The organism is Thauera sp. 63 (genome assembly GCF_000310165.2).
Classification (GTDB): domain Bacteria; phylum Pseudomonadota; class Gammaproteobacteria; order Burkholderiales; family Rhodocyclaceae; genus Thauera; species Thauera humireducens.
On the sequence record NZ_AMXC01000011.1, the window covers coordinates 69,567 to 88,090 of the forward strand.

Annotated in this window: 18 protein-coding genes; 10 read left to right on the forward strand and 8 right to left on the reverse strand. The window is 66.4% G+C overall.

The window, feature by feature from the left end; all coding sequences use genetic code 11:
- Window positions 1-2 precede the first annotated feature (2 nt).
- The gene (locus C664_RS11550) at window positions 3-818 is read right to left on the reverse strand and encodes an SDR family NAD(P)-dependent oxidoreductase (protein WP_004259960.1); all 816 of its coding nucleotides are present in this window, start codon (window positions 816-818) and stop codon (window positions 3-5) included.
- A 123-nt stretch (window positions 819-941) separates the two neighbouring features.
- Between C664_RS11550 and C664_RS11555 the strand changes: the two genes are divergently transcribed.
- Window positions 942-1,838 carry a helix-turn-helix domain-containing protein gene (locus C664_RS11555; protein WP_004259965.1) on the forward strand — a complete coding sequence of 299 codons (897 nt, stop codon included), beginning with the start codon at window positions 942-944 and terminating at the stop codon, window positions 1,836-1,838.
- Between the two features lie 49 nt (window positions 1,839-1,887).
- On the opposite strand, the gene C664_RS11560 is transcribed toward C664_RS11555, so the two are convergent.
- From C664_RS11560 to C664_RS11570, 3 genes are all read right to left on the reverse strand, one after another.
- Complete coding sequence (locus C664_RS11560; RefSeq protein ID WP_004259968.1) at window positions 1,888-3,543, reverse strand: methyl-accepting chemotaxis protein; 1,656 nt, start codon at window positions 3,541-3,543, stop codon at window positions 1,888-1,890.
- Between the two features lie 224 nt (window positions 3,544-3,767).
- Entirely contained in the window at window positions 3,768-4,793 is a 1,026-nt protein-coding gene (locus tag C664_RS11565) for a TRAP transporter substrate-binding protein (RefSeq protein WP_004259972.1), read from the reverse strand.
- 29 nt (window positions 4,794-4,822) lie between these two features.
- Window positions 4,823-5,848, reverse strand: a complete 1,026-nt coding sequence (locus C664_RS11570) for a TRAP transporter substrate-binding protein (RefSeq protein WP_004259976.1) — start codon at window positions 5,846-5,848, stop codon at window positions 4,823-4,825.
- Window positions 5,849-6,246: 398 nt separating this feature from the next.
- Between C664_RS11570 and C664_RS11575 the strand changes: the two genes are divergently transcribed.
- Together C664_RS11575 and aroQ are read left to right on the forward strand one after the other, a co-directional pair.
- A complete protein-coding gene (locus tag C664_RS11575) occupies window positions 6,247-7,260 on the forward strand; it encodes a TRAP transporter substrate-binding protein (protein ID WP_004259980.1) in 1,014 nt (337 codons plus the stop codon).
- Window positions 7,261-7,353: 93 nt separating this feature from the next.
- Window positions 7,354-7,791 carry a type II 3-dehydroquinate dehydratase gene (gene aroQ, locus C664_RS11580; RefSeq protein ID WP_004259984.1) on the forward strand — a complete coding sequence of 146 codons (438 nt, stop codon included), beginning with the start codon at window positions 7,354-7,356 and terminating at the stop codon, window positions 7,789-7,791.
- A gap of 18 nt (window positions 7,792-7,809) precedes the next feature.
- Here the strand turns inward: aroQ and C664_RS11585 are convergent, their stop codons facing one another.
- A complete protein-coding gene (locus C664_RS11585; protein WP_004259989.1) occupies window positions 7,810-8,697 on the reverse strand; it encodes a LysR family transcriptional regulator in 888 nt (295 codons plus the stop codon).
- An 86-nt stretch (window positions 8,698-8,783) separates the two neighbouring features.
- Between C664_RS11585 and C664_RS11590 the strand changes: the two genes are divergently transcribed.
- The 7 genes from C664_RS11590 (at window position 8,784) to C664_RS11620 (ending at window position 15,182) form a co-directional block, all read left to right on the forward strand.
- Complete coding sequence (locus tag C664_RS11590; protein WP_004259993.1) at window positions 8,784-9,143, forward strand: protocatechuate 4,5-dioxygenase subunit alpha; 360 nt, start codon at window positions 8,784-8,786, stop codon at window positions 9,141-9,143.
- A 16-nt stretch (window positions 9,144-9,159) separates the two neighbouring features.
- Complete coding sequence (locus C664_RS11595) at window positions 9,160-10,002, forward strand: class III extradiol dioxygenase family protein (protein ID WP_004259997.1); 843 nt, start codon at window positions 9,160-9,162, stop codon at window positions 10,000-10,002.
- A gap of 244 nt (window positions 10,003-10,246) precedes the next feature.
- Window positions 10,247-11,272 carry a TRAP transporter substrate-binding protein gene (locus C664_RS11600; RefSeq protein ID WP_004260001.1) on the forward strand — a complete coding sequence of 342 codons (1,026 nt, stop codon included), beginning with the start codon at window positions 10,247-10,249 and terminating at the stop codon, window positions 11,270-11,272.
- A gap of 93 nt (window positions 11,273-11,365) precedes the next feature.
- Entirely contained in the window at window positions 11,366-11,890 is a 525-nt protein-coding gene (locus C664_RS11605; protein WP_004260004.1) for a TRAP transporter small permease, read from the forward strand.
- Window positions 11,887-13,212, forward strand: coding sequence for a TRAP transporter large permease (locus tag C664_RS11610; RefSeq protein ID WP_004260008.1), 1,326 nt, complete (start codon window positions 11,887-11,889; stop codon window positions 13,210-13,212). The genes C664_RS11605 and C664_RS11610 overlap by 4 nt, the downstream gene beginning before the upstream one ends.
- Window positions 13,213-13,385: 173 nt before the next feature.
- The gene (locus C664_RS11615) at window positions 13,386-14,249 is read left to right on the forward strand and encodes a VOC family protein (protein ID WP_004260011.1); all 864 of its coding nucleotides are present in this window, start codon (window positions 13,386-13,388) and stop codon (window positions 14,247-14,249) included.
- Between the two features lie 36 nt (window positions 14,250-14,285).
- A complete protein-coding gene (locus C664_RS11620; RefSeq protein WP_004260014.1) occupies window positions 14,286-15,182 on the forward strand; it encodes a sugar phosphate isomerase/epimerase family protein in 897 nt (298 codons plus the stop codon).
- 50 nt (window positions 15,183-15,232) lie between these two features.
- On the opposite strand, the gene C664_RS11625 is transcribed toward C664_RS11620, so the two are convergent.
- The 3 genes from C664_RS11625 to C664_RS11635 are packed head-to-tail and all read right to left on the reverse strand — an operon-like array spanning window position 15,233 to window position 18,500.
- Window positions 15,233-17,152, reverse strand: coding sequence for a bifunctional sugar phosphate isomerase/epimerase/4-hydroxyphenylpyruvate dioxygenase family protein (locus tag C664_RS11625; protein WP_004260018.1), 1,920 nt, complete (start codon window positions 17,150-17,152; stop codon window positions 15,233-15,235).
- A gap of 35 nt (window positions 17,153-17,187) precedes the next feature.
- On the reverse strand, window positions 17,188-17,610 hold the full coding sequence (locus tag C664_RS11630; RefSeq protein ID WP_004260022.1) for a universal stress protein: 423 nt from the start codon (window positions 17,608-17,610) through the stop codon (window positions 17,188-17,190).
- A 5-nt stretch (window positions 17,611-17,615) separates the two neighbouring features.
- On the reverse strand, window positions 17,616-18,500 hold the full coding sequence (locus C664_RS11635; RefSeq protein WP_004260026.1) for a shikimate dehydrogenase: 885 nt from the start codon (window positions 18,498-18,500) through the stop codon (window positions 17,616-17,618).
- Window positions 18,501-18,524 lie beyond the last annotated feature (24 nt).

Below are 18,524 nucleotides of genomic sequence, written 5' to 3' on the forward strand. Positions count from 1 at the left end.
GCTCAGGCTGCCTTGCCGGTCTGGTTGTAGCCGGGGCGCGGCACCAGATCCATCAGCATGCAGTCCATGCCGCCATCGACCAGGATCTCGGCGCCATTGACGTATGCGGCACGATCGCTGGCGAGGAAGGCGGCGACGTTGGCGATATCGACCGGCTCGCCGATGCGGCGGCTGGCGGTGACGGCCGCGCGCTTCTGCTCGAAGCCCGGTTCCTCGTAGAACTTCGCCGACAGTGCGGTACGGATCATGCCGGGGCATACCGCATTGCTGCGGATGCCCTGCGGGCCCCATTCGGCCGCCATCTGGCGCGACATCAGCAGCACGCCGGCCTTGCTCGCGCTGTAGGCGCCGCTATTGGTCTGCGGATTGAGCGCCGAGATCGAGGCGACGTTGACGATGCTGCCGCCGCCGCGTTCGCGCATGTGCGCGGCGAAGCTGCGCGCGCACAGCAGGTAGCCGGTCAGGTTCACGGCCAGCACCTGGTTCCAGTCGGCGAGGCTGACGTCGGCCAGCGGCGCGGCGCGCAGCAGGCCGGCGTTGTTGATCAGCGCCTGGCAGGGGCCCAGTTCGCCTTGCACGCGCTGAGCGGCAGCCTGCACTGCCGCCTCGTCCGCGGTATCGAGGGCGAGGCCGAGTGTCGTGGCACCGGCAGCGTTGAGTTGCGCCGACAGGCGCGACACGCCTTCGGCATTGAGGTCGAGCAGGGCGACGCGTGCGCCTGCAGCGGCAAGGGTCTCGGCGATGGCGGCGCCGATGCCGCTGGCCGCGCCGGTCACGACGCAGACCTTGCCTTCGAGGCCGAGCCAGTTGTCGATCATGTTGGTGTCTCCCATGGGGGTCTTGGTGTGAGGCCATGTTAGGGAGGTCTATCGTCCGATCAAATCGACAAATGCTTCGATGAGCCGGATAATTCGTGCATCGGCGGAAAGGAGTTCGATGGCGTGAAGACCCTTCCAAATTACGATCTGTATGGCACGGAGGCCAAGCCCGCGTGGCTGGATTCCTTCAGTTTCGAGTGGATTCCCGAGCGTTCCGCGCCCAATAACTGGGAAATCGACGCTCACACCCACGACGCGATGATGCAGCTGCTGTATGTCTGCAGGGGGAGCGGTGAGGCACTGATCGACGGGACGAAATGGGCAATCGAGCCCCCGTGCCTGATCGTGATCCCGGCGCACGTGGTGCATGGCTTTCATTTCTCGCCCGAGATGGACGGACCTGTGGTGACGGCGCCGCAGCGGCCGCTCGAGGCGCTTGCCGCCGTCGGGCGGCCGGAACTGTTGTCGGTGCTGCGTACGCCGGCGGTGATCCCGGTGGCGGAGGAGGCGCGCCATGCGGATGCGCTGATGCCGCTTTTCCTTGCGCTGGAGCAGGAGTCGCGCGCCTATGCGCCGGGGCAGATCGCCGCAGGCAGCGCACTGCTGTTGGCGCTGTTCGTGCAGATTGCGCGCATCGGCGAGAACCGCGAGGCGGGTGCCGGCGTTGAGCGCTCACGCCGCGCGGCGCGTATCGAGCGCTTCCGTGCGATGGTCGACCGCCACTTTTCCGAGCATCTGCCGGTCGAGCACTATGCGGCGGCACTGGGGGTGTCGGCGGGGCAGCTCGCACGCCTGTGTCGCGAATCGCTCGGCATGTCGCCGCTGGATGTCATCAACGCGCGTCTGATGCACGAGGCACAGCGCGAACTGGTGTATTCGACCCTTGCCGTCAAGCAGATCGCCGGCTTTCTCGGCTTCGAGGACGAGGCTTACTTCGGTCGCTTCTTCAAGAAGCACGCCGGCCGTACGCCCACGGCATTCCGCGAGCTGGCCCGACGGCAGCTGGCCGACGAGCGCTGACGCGCCCTCGTCGGCAGGCGCGCCGGCGAGGGTGGCAGTGGTCGGCGGTTCAGCCCTGCAGGCGGAAGCGGCGCACGGTTTCGCGCAGTTGCGCCGAGAGCGCGGCGAGCTGGCGCGTGGCCTTGTCCACGTCGCGTGCCGAGGTGCTGTTGCGGCCGCTCATGTCCGCGATCTCGGCGATGCCGCGGGCGATGTCGCTGCTGGTCTGCGATTGTTCCTGAAGAGCGCTGGAGACGTCGCTGACAGTCGCCACCACCTTTTCCGATGCGGCGTTGATGCGGGCGATGGCCTCGCCGGCTTCGCCCGCCAGCGCGACGCTCGCTTCCACGCTGCGCACCTGGGTGTCCATCGCCTTCACCGCCGAGTCGGTGCCCGCGGTGATCTGGCCGACGATGCGGGCGATGTCCTGGGTCGATGCGGCCGTGCGCTCTGCGAGCTTGCGCACCTCGTCGGCGACGACGGCGAAGCCGCGCCCCTGTTCCCCGGCGCGAGCGGCTTCGATCGCGGCGTTGAGCGCGAGCAGGTTGGTCTGGTCCGCCACTTCCTTGATCACGGTGACCACCGAGGCGATGGCCTGGCTGTGCTGGCCGAGATCACGCACGGCAGCAGACGCCTCGTTCACCGAGTCGGCGATGCGCTCGATGTCGCCGACCACGCGACGGATCACCTCGGCCCCGGTGCGCGACGCCGCGCCCGAGTCGGTTGCGATGTCCTTGGCCTCGGCGGTGAAGTTCGAGACCTGGCCGATCGAGCCGCTCATCTGGTCGATCGCGGCGGCGATCGACTCGGCGGCGCTGGACTGCTGGACGGTCGCGGCCGAGATGGTGCCGGTGCTGCTGGCCAGGTTCTCGCTTGCCGAGGCGATCTGTTCGGCGTTGTTCTGGATCAGCTGCACCATGTTGCGCAGTTCCAACTGCATCGTCTGCAGGCCTGCGGTGAGGCTGCCGATCTCGTCGTCGCGCTGCACCTCGATGCGGCTGCCGAGGTTGCCGGAGGCAATGTCGTTGGCGAAGCGGCGGGCGTCGTCCAGCGGACGCATCAGGAAATTGCGCGCGAAGATCACGCCGCCGATGCCCGACAGCGTCGCGGCGGCGACGATCATCAGGATCATCAGCGTGAGCGCATCGTGGAAGTTCGCCTGCTCGGCCTCGTAGTCACTGCGCGCCTGCTCCAGCTGGGTTTCGATCAGCTGGCGCAGGACCTCGGTGATCGGGTCCAGCGTCGGGTAGAGGGTCTGTTCGGCGATGCCGTGGATCTCGAACAAGGCGTTGAGCTTCAGGCGCTCGACCATCAGGTCGACCAGGGCGTTGCCCTTTTCCATCGCGGGTTCGGCCTTGGCGATCAGGGCGCGCTCCGCCTCCGACAGGTGGGTGCTGGCGGTATAGGCCTTCCATTTGTCGTCGATCAGGCCGCGCGCGCGCTCCATCGTCGCGGCGGCCGTGTCGGCCTGGATGGTGCCGTCGCGCACTTTCTGCGTCGCGTCGACGATGGCCACCGCGTATTCGTCGGAGATGACCTTGAGGTCGCGCAGGGGGATCACGCGGTCGTTGTAGACCTCGTTGAGTCCGTTCAGCGTCGAGTACATGCCGCGCAGGCCGAGCAAGCCGAGCGCGACCGCCAGCACGATCTGGAAAGCGATGGCGATGTACAGCAGATTGCGTACGGAAAGGCTGCCGCTGCGGGCGGACGTATGCGTGCTCTTCATGAGTCTCCCCTGATTATTGTTCGAGATTCCGGCGCAGGCGCGTGTGCAGCCGAATTCGCGCGGGCGGCTGATGGTAGAGGAGCCCAACGGCGCCCGCGCTCACGAAACGTGATAGCAGCTAGAACGCTTCATGCATAACACGAGCCGGTGGAGTACGAAAAAGCGCCGAACCCCGGCGGTGTGACCGGGCGTTCGGCGCGGGATCGAGGCATGCCGGCAGCGGATTACTTCGAGTAGCTGGCCATCAATGCGGCGGCCTCGTCATGCAGGCGCTGACCGTCGAGCCCCTTCTCGTTCGTCTCCTTGATCCAGTCGCCGGCGATGCCGGCCGTCGCCGCCTTCCAGCGCTCGACCTCGGCGGGGGGCAGCACATAGACCTTGTTGCCGTTGGCAATGGTCTGATCGCGACCGACGGTGGCCTGCGCATGCAGCACCGCCGCGGCCTGGGCCGAGAACTCGCGGCCGGTGCTGTCGTCGATGATCTTCTTCAGGTCGTCAGGCAGGCTGTCGTACTTCTTCCGGTTCATCGCGATGATGGTCGTCGCGGCCGACATGCGGTACTCGGCATTGGCATCAAAGCTGAACCGGGTCAGTTCGTGCAGCTTGGCCGAGGGCACGGACTCCCACGGATACAGCGCGCCGTCGATCACGCCCTTGGCGATGCCCTCGGACATCTGCGGCGCCGGCATGCCGACCGGCGTGGTGCCGAGCGCGGCAAGCAGCTTGTTGCCCAGGCGCGAGGGTGTGCGCACCTTCGCGCCCTTGAGGTCCTCGAGCCGGGTCACTTCCTTGCCGTTCATGTGGAAGGCGTAGGCGCCGGGCGTCCAGGTGGCGAGCGGCTTCATGCCGGGAAACTCGTCGAGCGCGTTCTTCTGCACGAAGTCCCACATTGCGCGGGCCGTCGCCTCGGGCGTGGTGGTGAAGAAGGGCAGTTCGAACACTTCGAGCTTGGGGAAGCGGCCGGCGTTGTAGCCCGGCATGGTCCAGATCACGTCGGCCACGCCGTCGCGTACCTGCGTCAGCAACTGGGTCGGCGTGCCGCCCAGCTGCATGGCGGGGTAGATCTGGCACACCATGCGGCCCTTCGATTCGGCGGCGATCCGGTCGCACCAGGGCACGATGACATGCACGTGATAGGGGTTGGTGGTCGGCATGAAGTGGGCGAACTTCAGCGTCACTTCCTGCGCTTGCGCGGCGGCTGGGGCCAGCGCCGCGGTGGCGAGGCCGAGGGCGATGCGGCGAATCTTCATGGCGGTCTCCTGAGGACGTTGGGGAGCGCTCAGTTCGAGTACTTCTGCACCAGCGCTGCGGCTTCGTCGTGCAGCTTGCGGCCGTCGAGGCCCTTGGCGTCCATGTCCTTGATCCATTCCTGGGCGACCGGGGCGGTGGTCTGCTTCCAGCGCTCCAGCTCTTCCGGTGCGAGCTGGTAGACCGTGTTGCCGTTCTTCAGCGTGATGTCACGGCTCGCGTTGCCGGCCTCGGCCAGCTGGCCCGCAGCGAAAGCGGAGACTTCGCGGCCGCGGTTGTCGTCGATGACCTTCTTCAGGTCGGCCGGCAGGCTGTCGTACTTCTTCTGGCTCATGACGAAGATCGTCGTCGCCGTGCTGAGCGCGATCTTGCCGGTCGGCTCGGCGTGGTACTTGGTCAGTTCCTGGATCTTCAGGGCGGGCACGACTTCCCACGGCAGCAGGGCGCCGTCGATCACACCCTTGGCAAGACCTTCGGTCATCTGCGGTGCCGGCATGCCGACCGGGGTGGCGCCGAGTGCGGCGAGCATCTTGTTGCCCAGGCGCGAGGGCGTGCGCACCTTCAGCCCCTTCAGGTCCTCCAGCGCATTGACCTGCTTGTTGCGGAAGTGGAGCAGGTAGGGACCGGCCGACCAGGTGGCGATCGGGCGCAGGCCGGCGAACTCGCTTGCCGCGCTGCCTTCGATGAAATCCCACAGCGCACGCGAGGTGGCTTCGTAGCTCGTGCTGAAGAACGGCAGCTCGAACACCTCGGTGATCGGGAAGCGGCCCGGCGTGTAGCCCGGCAGCGTCCACACGATGTCGGCGACGCCGTCGCGCACCTGGTTGAGCAGTTGCGGCGGCGTGCCACCGAGGCTCATTGCCGGATAAAGCTGGCATTTCATCCGGCCCTGCGACTGCGCTTCGATCTTGCCGCACCACGGCTCGATGAACTTGACGTGGGCCGGCGTCGTGGGCGTCAGGAAGTGGGCGACCTTGAGCACGACTTCCTGTGCCTGGGCGGCGCCCGGAGCGAGTGCTGCGGCAGCGATACCGAGGGCGAATTGGCGGGCCTTCATGGGCGTGTCTCCTGTTTTCATGGGTTCTGGCTGCATTCGGCAACCGTTATGAAGTGAGGACATGGTAGGTCGGACGGTTTGCGGATAAAAACCACAAATCGCTCGATGAATAGGACAAAACCGGCACTCGAGCTTTGGCGGGCGATGCGGGCCGGGTGCGTCGGGATGGGGAGACAGCAGCCTGCGTGTCGGGTAAATTGTGCGCCAGGCGAACAGTTGCGCGCCTCCCGCCTTGGCGTGGGCAGGTCCGGGGCATAGATTGCAGTGATGCGGCAATCAGATGGAGCTGTTCGTCGCAGGGCTGCGTGCCCGAGTTCCGGTTTCTGTAGAGTGTGACGGCACGCCGCACCCTGCACCCATCGATTGCGTGCCGCATACGAGCCAAACAGGAGACATTCATGAAGCGTCGTCTGATGATGAAGACCGCCCTCGCAGCGCTGGCTGCCGTCAGCTTCGGCACGGCGGTCCATGCCGCGGACTTTTCCGAGCGTTCGCTCAAGTTCGGGGTGCAGAACCCGAAGGGCCATCCGGCGGAGATCGGCGCGCAGAAGTTCGCCGAACTCATCGCCGAGAAGTCCGGCGGCAAGATCAAGGTCCGGGTGTTCGCTGGTGGGGTGCTGGGCGGTGACCAGCAGACCGTCTCGGCGCTGCAGGGCGGCACCATCGAGATGACCGCGCTGAACTCCGGCATCCTGGCCTCGCATGTCAAGGAAATGGCGATCTACGATTTCCCCTTCCTGTTCGGCAACGCGCAGGAAGTCGACGCCGTCGTCGATGGCCCGTTCGGGCAGAGCCTGCACAAGAAGCTGGAAGAGAAGGGCATCGTCGGTCTCGGCTACTGGGACCTGGGGTTCCGCAACATCACCAACGGCGTACGCCCGATCAACAAGGTCGAGGACATCGCCGGCCTCAAGCTGCGCGTGATCCCCAACCCGATCAACCTCGACTGGGTGAAGGCGCTCGGCGCCAACCCGGTGCCGCTGGCCTGGCCGGAGGTGTACACCGCGCTGGAGCAGAAGGCGATCGACGGCCAGGAGAACCCGGTCACCGTGATCCACGCCAACCGGTTCAACGAGGTGCAGAAGCACCTGGCGCTGACCAACCATGTGTATAACCCGCAGTCGATGATCATCAGCAAGAAGGTGTGGGACACCTTCAGCGCCGACGAGAAGAAGGCTTTCCAGGATGCTGCCGCCGAGGCGATCGCGCATCAGCGCAAGGTGTCGCGCGAGCAGGCGTCGACCGCGATCGAGGCGCTGAAGAAGGCGGGCATGCAGGTGACCGAACTGCCGCCCGAGGAGGTGGCCAAGCTGCGCGAGAAGATGAAGCCGGTCCTTGCCACGCATGCGGCCGCGGTGGGGCAGGAGACGGTCGACGCGATCAACGCCGAACTGGCCAAGCTGCGCAAGTAAGCGCCGCTGGCATCGCGGGCCGTGGGTGGGGCGCATGCGCCCGCTGCGCGGCCCCTTTTGCATTCAAGAACCCCTGCAACGGAGCCTGGCCGCATGAGCAAAGTCCTCGTCATCAACGGTCCCAACCTCAACCTGCTTGGCACGCGCGAGCCGCACATCTACGGCTCGACCACGCTGGCCGACGTCGAAAACGGCCTGCGTGCCCAGGCCAAGGCGCTTGGCCTGGAACTGGAGTGCTTCCAGAGCAACCACGAAGGCGGGATCGTCGACCGCATCCACGAGGCGCGCACCGAGGGTGTGAAGTTCGTCATCATCAACCCGGGCGCTTACACACACACCAGCGTGGCCATTCGCGATGCCTTCGGCGGCGTGGCGATTCCCTTCGTCGAGGTGCACATCTCCAACGTGCACAAGCGCGAGGCTTTCCGCCACCACTCCTACCTGTCCGACATCGCCGAGGCGGTGATGGCCGGCTTCGGCACCCTGGGCTACAACCTCGCGTTGCAGTTCGTCGCCAGCAAGCTGCGCTGAGCCGGCAGGTGTCGCACGCTACACCAGCGCCTCCAGCTCCGCGCGCAGCCAGCTGTGCGCGGGATCGTGGCGATGGCGCAGGTGCCAGATCATGTACATCGGCATGCGCGGCGCGTCGAACGGCGGGGCGCAGTGCGCCAGCCCCTGCATCGCACCGGATTCCAGCGCGCCGGGGACGGTGGCGAGCAAGGTGCTGCCGCGGATGAAGGCCGGGATGCCGGAGAAGCCCGGCACCATGACGGCGAAGCTGCGGCGGATGCCGCGTTCGGCGAGCTCGTCGTCGAGATCCAGCGTGCGGCGGGGCATGTAGAGCACGGTGACGTGGTCGGCGGCGAGGTAGTCCGCCAGTGTCGCGGGCGCCTTGCGCTGGCTGGCGTCGTAGAACACGCGGTAGCCGTCGTCGAACAGGCGCTTGTGAAGGATGTCGCTGGCATCCGGCGGGCGCGGTGAGATCACGAGCTGGCAGCGCTCCTCGCGCAGCATGTCCGCGTCGGGGATGTCCGAGGGAATCACGCGCAGCGACACCCGGGGAGCGCGCGCGCGTAGCCTTGCCAGCAGGCGCGGCAGCAGCAGGTCGCGCTGGAAGTCGTTGGCGGCGATGGTGAAGGTGGTGCGCAGGCTTGCCGGGTCGAAGTTCTCGGCCGTGGCGAAGCGGCGCATGTCCTCGAGCAGCACGCGGGCTTCGCGCGCCAGCAGTTCGGCGCGGGCGGTGGCGACGATGCCACGCCCGGACTTGACTACCAGCGGGTCGTCCACGATGGCGCGCAGCTTGCCGAGCAGGTGCGATACCGCCGACTGGGTGACGCCGAGTCGCTCGGCGGCGCGGGTGATCGAGCCTTCTTCCACCACGGCGACGAGCAGCTGCAGCAGTCGGCCGTCGAGGTGTGAATAATCGAAATCGCTCATGAATTTGATGAGTGTTAATGTGTTTATCGATGCATTCGACTCCGTGATACTGCCATTTCCCGCATGAGGATGGAGAGGAGATTCGAATGAACGCGGCATCGCAGAAGCTGGAGATCCCGGGCACCCGGGTGTTCGACGGCGAACTCGCGCAGAAGGGCTATGCGCTCAACAAGATGTGTTTCTCCTTCAACAGTGCCGAGAACCGTGAGGCCTTCCGCCAGGACGAGGCGGGCTATTGCAGGCAGTTCGGACTCAATGCGGAACAGTACGAAGCGATCCGTACGCGCAACGTGCTGGGCCTGCTGGCGGCGGGCGGCAACGTGTATTACCTCGCGAAGTTCGCCAGCATCCTCGGGCTCGATGTGCAGGACCTGGGGGCCGCGCAGACCGGGATGAGCAAGGACGAATTCAAGGCCATGCTGCTGGCCGCGGGCAAAGGCATCTGAGGAAGGAAACCGACACATGGCAAAGATCGTAGGCGCAATCACCACCTCACACGTCCCGGCCATCGGCCGCGCCATCGCCGGCAAGCTGCAGGACGACCCGTACTGGAAACCCTTCTTCGACGGTTTTCCGCCGGTTCATGCCTGGCTCGACAAGGTCAGGCCCGACGTTGCGGTCGTGCTCTACAACGACCACGGGCTCAACTTTTTCCTCGACAAGATGCCGACCTTCGCCGTTGGCGCGGCACCCGAGTACCACAACGCCGACGAGGGCTGGGGCATCCCGACCCTGCCGCCGTTCAAGGGGCACCCGGAGCTTTCGTGGCATGTCATCAACGAACTGGTGGCAAGGGAGTTCGACCTCACCACTTGCCAGGAAATGCTCGTGGATCACGCGTACTCGCTGCCGCTGAAGCTGCTGTGGCCGAACGACGAGAAGTGCCCGGTGCCGACCGTGCCGGTGTGCATCAACACCGTGCAGTATCCGCTACCGAGCGCGAAGCGCTGCTACAAGCTGGGCAAGGCGCTCGGCGAAGCGATCGGGTCGTGGGACAAGGATCTGCGCGTCCTCGTGATCGGTACCGGTGGGCTGTCGCACCAGCTCGACGGCGAACGTGCGGGTTTCGTCAATCCGGAGTTCGACAAGGCCTTCATGGACAGCCTCGTCTCGGACCCGGAGTGGGTGACCCAGTTCAGCAACGAGCAGATCGTGGAGAAGACCGGCACGCAGGGCGTCGAGTTGCTGATGTGGGTGGCGGCCCGGGCCGCCCTGCCGGGCAGGGTGGGGCTGGTGCATTCGAACTACCACATCCCTATTTCCAACACGGCCGCGGGCTTGATGGTGATGGAGGTTGCGGCCTGATCCGGGCGTGAGGTCTTCAGGCCGTGCGGGTGCGTGCGCAGAGGGACGACGGCCGGCCTGAGTCACCCAATGGGGATACGTATTGCAATAGCGGGTATTCAGCTATTTCAAAATTTTATAACTGATAGTGTTTATCCGGACTTTTTTCTGCCGGGCCAACGCGCGAGACTCGTGATGTCTGGAAGACTTGTGGTGTTCCGTGCCGCAGACTTCCTTGTTGCAAGAACATCACGAGGAGACATCTATGAAGATTCGTTCGCTGGCGCTGGGTCTTGCCGCCGCCGCTCTGGTCCCGACCGTTGCCCAGGCCGAGGAAGTCATCCTGAAGGTCGCGCATTTCCTGCCGCCGGTTTCTCCCGCCCATACCAAGTTCATCAGCCCGTGGTGCGACAAGATCGCTGCCGAGTCGCAGGGCAAGATGAAGTGCCAGATCTATCCGGCAATGAGTCTCGGTGGCACGCCGCCGCAGTTGCTGAACCAGGTCCGCGACGGCGTGGCCGACATCGTGTGGACGCTGCCGGGCTATACCCCGGGCCGTTTCCCGACCTCCGAAGTCTTCGAGCTGCCCTTCATCACCACCACCCATGAGGCGTCGTCGCGCGCCATGTGGGACTTCGTGCAGGCGCACTCGATGAAGGAATTCGCCGGCATGAAGCCGATCGCGACCTGGGTGAACGGTCCGAACGTGCTGCACTTCCGCGACAAGGAAGTGAAGACGCTGGAAGACCTCAAGGGCATGAAGGTGCGTGCGCCGTCGCGCCTCGGCACCAAGCTGCTGGCCGCGCTCGGCGCGACTCCGGTCGGCATGCCGGTGCCGCAGATGGCGGAGAGCCTGTCCAAGGGCGTGATCGAGGGCGCGCTGATCCCGTGGGAAGTCGTCCCCGCGACCAAGACGCACGAACTGACCAAGTTCCATGCCGAAGCGGGCGGGTCGCATGCGATGACCACCGCGACGATGATCTTCGTCATGAACCAGAAGAAGTACGACAGCCTGTCGCCTGAACTGAAGAAGGTCATCGACGACAACAGCGGCCGCGAGACCTCGGCCTGGGTGTCGGCGCAGTTCAAGGATGCCGACGCGGGTGGCCGCGAGGCTGCCGTCGGTCGCGGCAACACCGTCTATGCCCTGCCGGCCGAAGAGATGGCCAAGTGGCAGGCGGCTTCGAAGCCGGTCGCCGAGGAGTGGATCAAGGAGATTTCCTCCAAGGGCGTCGATGGTCAGAAGCTGTTCGACGACGCCAATGCGCTCGTGACCCAGTACTCCAAGTAATCCAAGCAACCCGACGAAGGCCGGCCCCTGCGCCTCGACGGCGCGGCCGGCCTTGTTGATCAGAGCCTGAAGAATGCCGGAAGGAGACGTGTGATGGCGGAGGCGATGGACCAACCGTATGTGGCCCCGACAGGGCCGGTTGGCAAGAGTATCGAATGGGCCTGCGCGGCGATGGCGATTCTCGCCGGCGTGATGTTCTGCATTGAGTCGGTGATGTCGGTTGTGAGCGTGGTCGGACGTGCCACGATCGGAGAGCCGGTGCCGGGCGACTATGAACTGGTGCAGATGCTCTCGGCGATGGGGATTGCGATGTGCCTGCCCTACTGCCAGCTGAAGAAGGGTCATGTGTTCGTGGATTTCTTCACCCTGTGGGCCCCGGCCGGCCTGAAGCGTCTCCTCGATTCGATCGCGGCGTTGCTCATGGCGTTCTGCGCCTTCGTGCTGGCCTGGCGGATCTGGGAAGGCATGCTGGAGATGCGTGAATACGGCGAGACCTCGATGGTGATCTCGCTGCCGGTGTGGTGGGGCTATGTCCCGGTGGTGCCGGCCTTCGTGCTGCTCGGCATCGCGGCGCTGTACACCTTTGTCCAGGAACTGCGCTCGGGAGCGGCAGCATGAGTGGAACGACGATCGGCCTGATCATGGGCGTGGTGATGATGTCGATGCTGGCGCTGCGCGTGCAGATCGGCATCGCGATGTTCCTCACCGGCGCCATCGGCTACATCTGGGTGTCGGGGCTGGACCCGCTGCTCGCCTATCTGAAGAACGCGCCCTATGGCCGTTTCTCGCTGTACGACCTGTCGGTGGTGCCGCTCTTCCTGCTGATGGGGCAGTTCGCCACCCACGGCGGGTTGTCGCGTGCGCTGTTCAAGGCGGGCAATGCCTTCATCGGCCACTGGAAGGGTGGCATGGCCATGGCGGGCGTGGCCTCTTGCGCCGGCTTTGGCGCGATCTGCGGCTCCTCGCTGGCAACCGCCGCGACGATGTCGCACGTGGTGCTACCCGAGCTCAAGCGCCATCAATACAAGCCCAGCCTGGCGACGGGTTCGCTGGCTGCGGGCGGCACGCTCGGCATCCTGATCCCGCCGTCGGTGCCGCTGGTGATCTACGCCATCCTGGCCGAGCAGAACATCGCCAAGCTGTTCCTGGCCGCCTTCGTCCCGGGCATCCTGGCGGCGATCGGCTACATGCTGGTGATTGCCATCGTGTGCCGCGTCGATGCCGCTGCAGGCGGTCCGGGCTCGCCCAAGCACAGCTGGGCCGAGCGCCTCAGGACGGTGATCGATACCTGGCCGGTGCTGCTGATCTTCCTGGTGGTGATCGGCGGTATCTACGGCGGTCTCTTCACCCCGACCGAAGCCGCGGCCGTCGGTGCGCTGGCGACCGGTATCGCTGCGTGGCGGTCGGGCGGCCTGAAAGGGCGCGGTTTCATGGAGTGCATCTATGGCACTGCCACCGGCACCGGCATGATGTTCCTGATCCTGCTCGGGGCCGATACGCTGAACTCGTTCATGGCGCTGTCGCAGCTGCCGGCCGAGGCCGCGGCGTGGGTGCAGGAGATGGGCTTCGGTCCCTTCACGGTGCTGTTCGCAATCATCCTCATCTACCTGGTGCTCGGCTGCGTGATGGACAGCCTGTCGATGATCCTGCTGACGGTGCCCATCTTCCTGCCGATCATCCTGGGCATGGACTACTGGGGCCTGGGCATGGAAGAGAAGGCGATCTGGTTCGGCATGGTTGCGCTGGTGGTGATGGAGGTGGGCCTGATCACGCCGCCTGTGGGGATGAACGTCTACATCATCAACGGGGTGGCGAAGGACGTGCCGATGGCGACGATCTTCCGCGGCGTGCTGCCTTTCCTCGCCTCGGACATCATCCGCATCTTCCTGCTGGTGTTCTTCCCGAGCATCTCGCTGGTGGCGCTGTGGGCCGTATCCTGAGCTGAGCATCCGTGATGTCTGACGCGTCGGCCGGTCCGGGCCTCCTTGGAGGGGCAGGGCCGGCCGACGCATTTGCAGCACGAGGCGCCATCGGCTAGGCTCGGGGCGTCGTCCGATGCGGTGCCCCGAGGTGGTGCCACCCACGCTGTGTTCTTCCATTTCAAAGCGAGCCCATGACTGCGCGAGACCTGGTTCCAGAACCGCTCAACCCCCTCGGTATCGACGGGGTGGAATTCATCGAATTCGTCACCGGCCGGCCACAGGCGCTGGGCGGCGTGCTGCAGCGGCTCGGCTTCGCACCGATCGCGCGCCACCGCTCGCGCGAGGTCGTGCTCTACCGCCAGGGGGCGATGAATCTCATCGTCAATGCCGAACCCGGCGGGGCCGATCCGTCAGCCACCTTCGTCTCTGCGGTCGCCTTCCGCGTGCGTGACGCCGCCTACGCCATGCGTCATTCGCTCGATGCCGGTGCATGGGAGGTGCCGCGCCGCGCCGCAGCGATGGAACTGAACATTCCGGGCATCCTCGGCAGCGGCGAAAGCGCGATCTATTTCGTCGACCGCTACAAGGACTTCTCGATCTACGACGTCGACTTCGTGCCGCTGCCCGGCACGGACTCGAACCCACCTGCCCTTGCCGGGCTGCATTACTTCGGCCTGGTGCAGGCGGTGGGTGCCTTCCGCAGCAGCGAGTGGGTGGATTTCTACCGTCAGATGCTGGGCTTCCGGCAGCTGACCGAGGCGGACTTTGTCGGCATCCTGCCCAAGGGCACGCTTCTGCAGAGCCCCTGTGGCCGCTTCTACCTGCAGCTTATCGAGCCGCCGGAAGGGGCCGAGGACATCCATTGGGACGATGGCCTGGTACGCATCGGCCTGGGGACGCCCGACGTGCTGGAGGCGATGCGGGTGTTGCGCGAGCGCGGCGTGGTCTTCATCGACGAGGGGGCACTGCATCCGGGCGAGAAGGGCGCGCTGACGCAGGTCTATCTCGGCAGCGTCACCTTCGAACTCGTCGCCAGCCGGCTCGCCGCGGGCTGAGCCCGGCGACGCTCGTCATTTCCTGCGGAGGACGTCTTGGATTTCGATTCTGTCGCGCTCGACACCAGCGCCATGGCCGGCCCGCTCGAGGTACGCCTGGGGGCGGCCATGGCCAGCGGCTTCCGGCAGGTCGTGGTGTCGGCTGCGGATCTGGTGAGCCATCCGCGCGGGGTGGACGAGGCGGTGGCGCTGGTGCGCCACAGTGGCGTCCGGGTGCAGGCCTTGCGCCAGTTGCAGGACTACGAAGGACTGTCGGGGCCGTTGCACCAGTACAAGGTGAACATCGCCAAGGGGCTGCTCAACCTGTGCCGTGCCGCCGGGGCGCCGCTACTGCTGGTCACGGCCAGCACCGTCGCGGAGGCCGGCGAAGACGCCGAGCACGTGGCGCGCGACCTGGCCAAGCTCGCCACGCTGGCCGTGCCCAAGGGTATCGACATCGCCTATCAGGCGCAGCCCGGCTCGCGCGTCGCGGCGGACGTGGTGAGCGCCGAGGCCTGCGTGAATGCGGCCGATCGCGCCAACCTCGGCATGGCCATCGACACCGGCCATCTCTTCACTGGCGATGGCGGGCTCGATGCGCTCGATCGCTGCTATGCAGACCGCCTGTTCCTGGTCGGCCTGAGCGACACGATCGCGATGCGCGCGGGCGACGCCGCATCACCCGCCGCAGGGGAGCGGACGCAGGACTACGTGCGCGTGTTCCCCGGCGACGGCAGCAGCGCCGAAGCCCTGCTGGAACTGATTCGCCGTCTGCGGGTGATTGGCTTCCACGGCGGCTTCTGCCTCAACGCCGCGAATGCCGACCATGCCCAGCTGCCGGCCGCCTTCGTGGCCGAACAGGCCCGCGACTCGCTGCACTGGCTGCTCGCCCGCCTGCGTCACATCGATCTGCCACGCCGCCGGACGCCGCGCCCCTCACTGCCGAAGGACTGAGTACGCCGCGCCGTCCTCGCGCGGGCGGTTCCGGGTAGTGGGCGTCGCGCTCAGCGGTTCGTGCGCAGGTGGGCCATCATGCGCGCCGGCGCGTTCGCTGCGCCGTACCCGTCATAGGCGCCGTTGCGCTGCACGATCTCGAAGAAGAAGCGTTCGGCGAACACCTGGGTGTAGACATGGAAGTACTCGCCCTCGGCCGTCGCGTCATACAGGATGCCGAGCGCAGCCATGCGGGCGACGAGTGCGTCGTCCAGTACGAAGCGGGTCGGCAGGTCGTCGTAGTAGTTCGGCGACACCGGGATGAAGCTGACGCCGTTGGCACGCAGCCGCTCCACCGTCGCGAAGATGTCGGCACAGCTGAAGGACACGTGGTGCACGCTGGCGCCCGCCAGTTGCGTGATGGTGCGCGCCGTGGCGGTGGTGTCGCTGTCCGACACGTCGAGCACGAAGCGCAGCTTGCGGTCTGCCGTTGCGACCCCGCGGGTGCTGATCAGGCCGTAGGGATCGACGAGGTCCATGCTTTCACCGGGCTCGCCGCCGAGGATGGCACGATAGAACAGGGTCCAGGCATCCTGGCGCAGCTGCGGCAGGCCCTGCGCGATGTGGTCGACCGCCTGGAGGTCGGTGGGCGAGGGCGCGCTTGCGGTCTCGTCCTCGAGCAGGAAGTCGATCTCGAACAGCCGCTTCGAGCCTTGAGTGGACGGTACGAAGTAGATCAGGCTGCCGTCGGGTGCGCGAATCGCTGGAATCTTCAGCTCGTTCGGGCCGATGCGGCCTTCGAAGCGGGGGCAGCCGAAGGCGGTGGCGCGATTCAGGGCGCGCAGGCTGTCTTCGGTGGCGATGCCCAGTGCGCAGATCGAGGGCCCGTGCTGCATGAAATGGCTGCGCGCGAAGGAACCGGGCTCCGCATTCAGGATGATGTCGATGTCGCCCTGGCGGTACAGCGTGACGGCCTTAGAGCGGTGCTCGCCGGCGCGGCGAAAGCCCAGCGCGCCCAGCACCTGGGCCAGGGCGCGTTCGGATTCGGTGTCGACCGCGAACTCGATGAAGGCCAGGCCGTCCAGTGCCGGGATGCGGGGCGGGCTGAACAGTTCGACGCGCGCAGCGGCGGCCTCGCGTGCCTGGTTCAGTAAGACGTCATCGCCGGGGGCGGCGAGCCGGCGTTCCACGGCTTCCTCCAGGTACAGCAGGGAGCGGTAGGCGTCGATTGCGGTCGGGCGGGTCGGCGCCGCGCGGAAATGGTCGTTGAACACCTCGAGCGACAGCGGTCCGGTGTAGCCGGCGAGCAGGACCTTCTCCAGGAAAGTGACCAGGTCGAAATTGCCCTGTCCCGGGAAGCAGCGGAAATGCCGGCTCCACTGCAGCACGTCCATGACCTTGTAGGGGGCGTCGGCCAGTTGCAGGAAGGCGATCTTGTCGCCCGGAATGTCCGCGATGGCGGCGGGGTCGTCGCCCAGCGACAGGATGTGGAAGCTGTCGAGCAGGATGCCGAGGTGCGGGTGGTTGGCCTCCTTCACGATCTTCCAGGCGTGCTGGTAGTGCCGGATGTGGCGCGACCACGCCAGCGCCTCGAAGCCGATCGTGATGTTGCGGCGGGCAGCGCGCTCGGCCAGTTCGTAGAGCTGGGCAGCCGAGCGCGCATCGTCGGCGATGGCGTCCGGCGCGCAGCTCGAGCACACCAGCAATTGCGGGGCGCCCAGTGCTTCCATGATGTCGAACTTGCGCTCGACGCGATCGAGGTTGCGCCTGAACTGTGCGTCGCTGACGCCTTCGAAGTCGCGGAAGGGCTGGTAGAGGTCGATCCCGAGGCCGAGGTCGTGACACAGGCGGCGCACGTCGGCCGCGGTGCCGTGGTAGTTGATGAAGTCGTTCTCGAAGATCTCGACTGCGTCGAAACGCGCCGAGGCGATGGCCTCGAGCTTTTCCTCGAGCGTGCCGCTGAGGCACACGGTGGCGATGGAACGACGCATCGGTCGGGTTTCCTGGGTCGGGGCGGGAGGCCGCGTCAGCGCACCACCAGCACCGGTATGCTGGTGCGCTTGAGGACGTCGGCGGTGACGCTGCCGAGCAACAGCTCGACGACGCCGCGGCGGGCGTGCGAGGCCATGTGGATCAGGTCGCAGCCGCGCTTGCGTGCAGTTTCGACGATCTCGTCGGCGGGCGAGTCGCTCTCGACGTAGAAGCACTCGGCCTCGACTCCGGCCTGTCGCGCCAGCGCGCCGATCGGGCGCAGGAAGCCCTGCGCCATCTCCGTGCGGGCGGCCTCGTCGCGGGTGGACTTGCCCAGGCCGGCCGCCACGGCGCTGTCGGTCAGCACGTAGAGCACGGTGGCGCGGGCGCCGTGGATCTTGGCGAAGTCGAGGGCGCGCCTGGCGGCGTCGGTCGACATGTCGGAGCCGTCGATCGGAATCAGGATGTGCTTGTACATGGTGATCAGTCCTTCTTGTTCGCGACCATCGACAGGAAGTGCGCGCGCATGCGTTCGGCGTCGGGTTCGAGGCCGGTGAAGTGGCGGAAGGCGCCGACGGCCTGGAACACCGCCATGCCGCCGCCGTCGAGCGTGCGGCAGCCCTTGGCGCGGGCCACGCGCAGCAGTTCGGTCTCGAGCGGAAAGTAGACGATCTCCGCCACCCAGATGCGGCCGTCGATCAGCTCGGCCGGCAACGGCAGGCCAGGCAGCTTGGCCATGCCGGTGGGGGTGCAGTGGATCAGGCCGTCGGTCTCGGCCATTGCGGTCGCGAGGTCATTGCCCGCGATGCAGCGCCCGGCGCCGAAGCGCGCGCACAGGCTGGCCGCGAGCTCGCGCGCGCGCGCCGGGTCGATGTCGAACACCGTCAGTTTGCGCGCGCCCAGGCCGAGCGCCGCATGCGCCACCGCGGCACCGGCGCCGCCGGCACCGAGCTGCACCACCCTGTCCATCTTCGCGCCCGGCAGGCCGCGGCGGAAACCTTCGGCAAAGCCCGAGCAGTCGGTGTTGTGTCCGATCAGGCGGCCGTCCCTGATCACCACGGTGTTCACCGCGTTGAGTGCACGCGCCTCGTCCGACAATTCATCGAGCAGCGGCACGATCGCCTGCTTGCACGGGAAGGTGATGTTCAGTCCCGAGAAGCCCATGCGCCGGGCGGCGGTCAGCAGCTCGGGCAGGTCGTCGGCCGTCAGGCCCAGCGGGTCGAGATCGATCTTCTTGTAGACATAGCGGAAGCCCTGGGCTTCGCCCTCCTGCTCGTGCATTGCCGGCGTCAGCGAGGCCTGGATGCCCGAGCCGATCAGGCCGCAGACCATGGAGGGAAGCGATGGCGTGTTCGGCGTATTGCTCATCGGGTGTTTCCTTGGAGAGGTGTT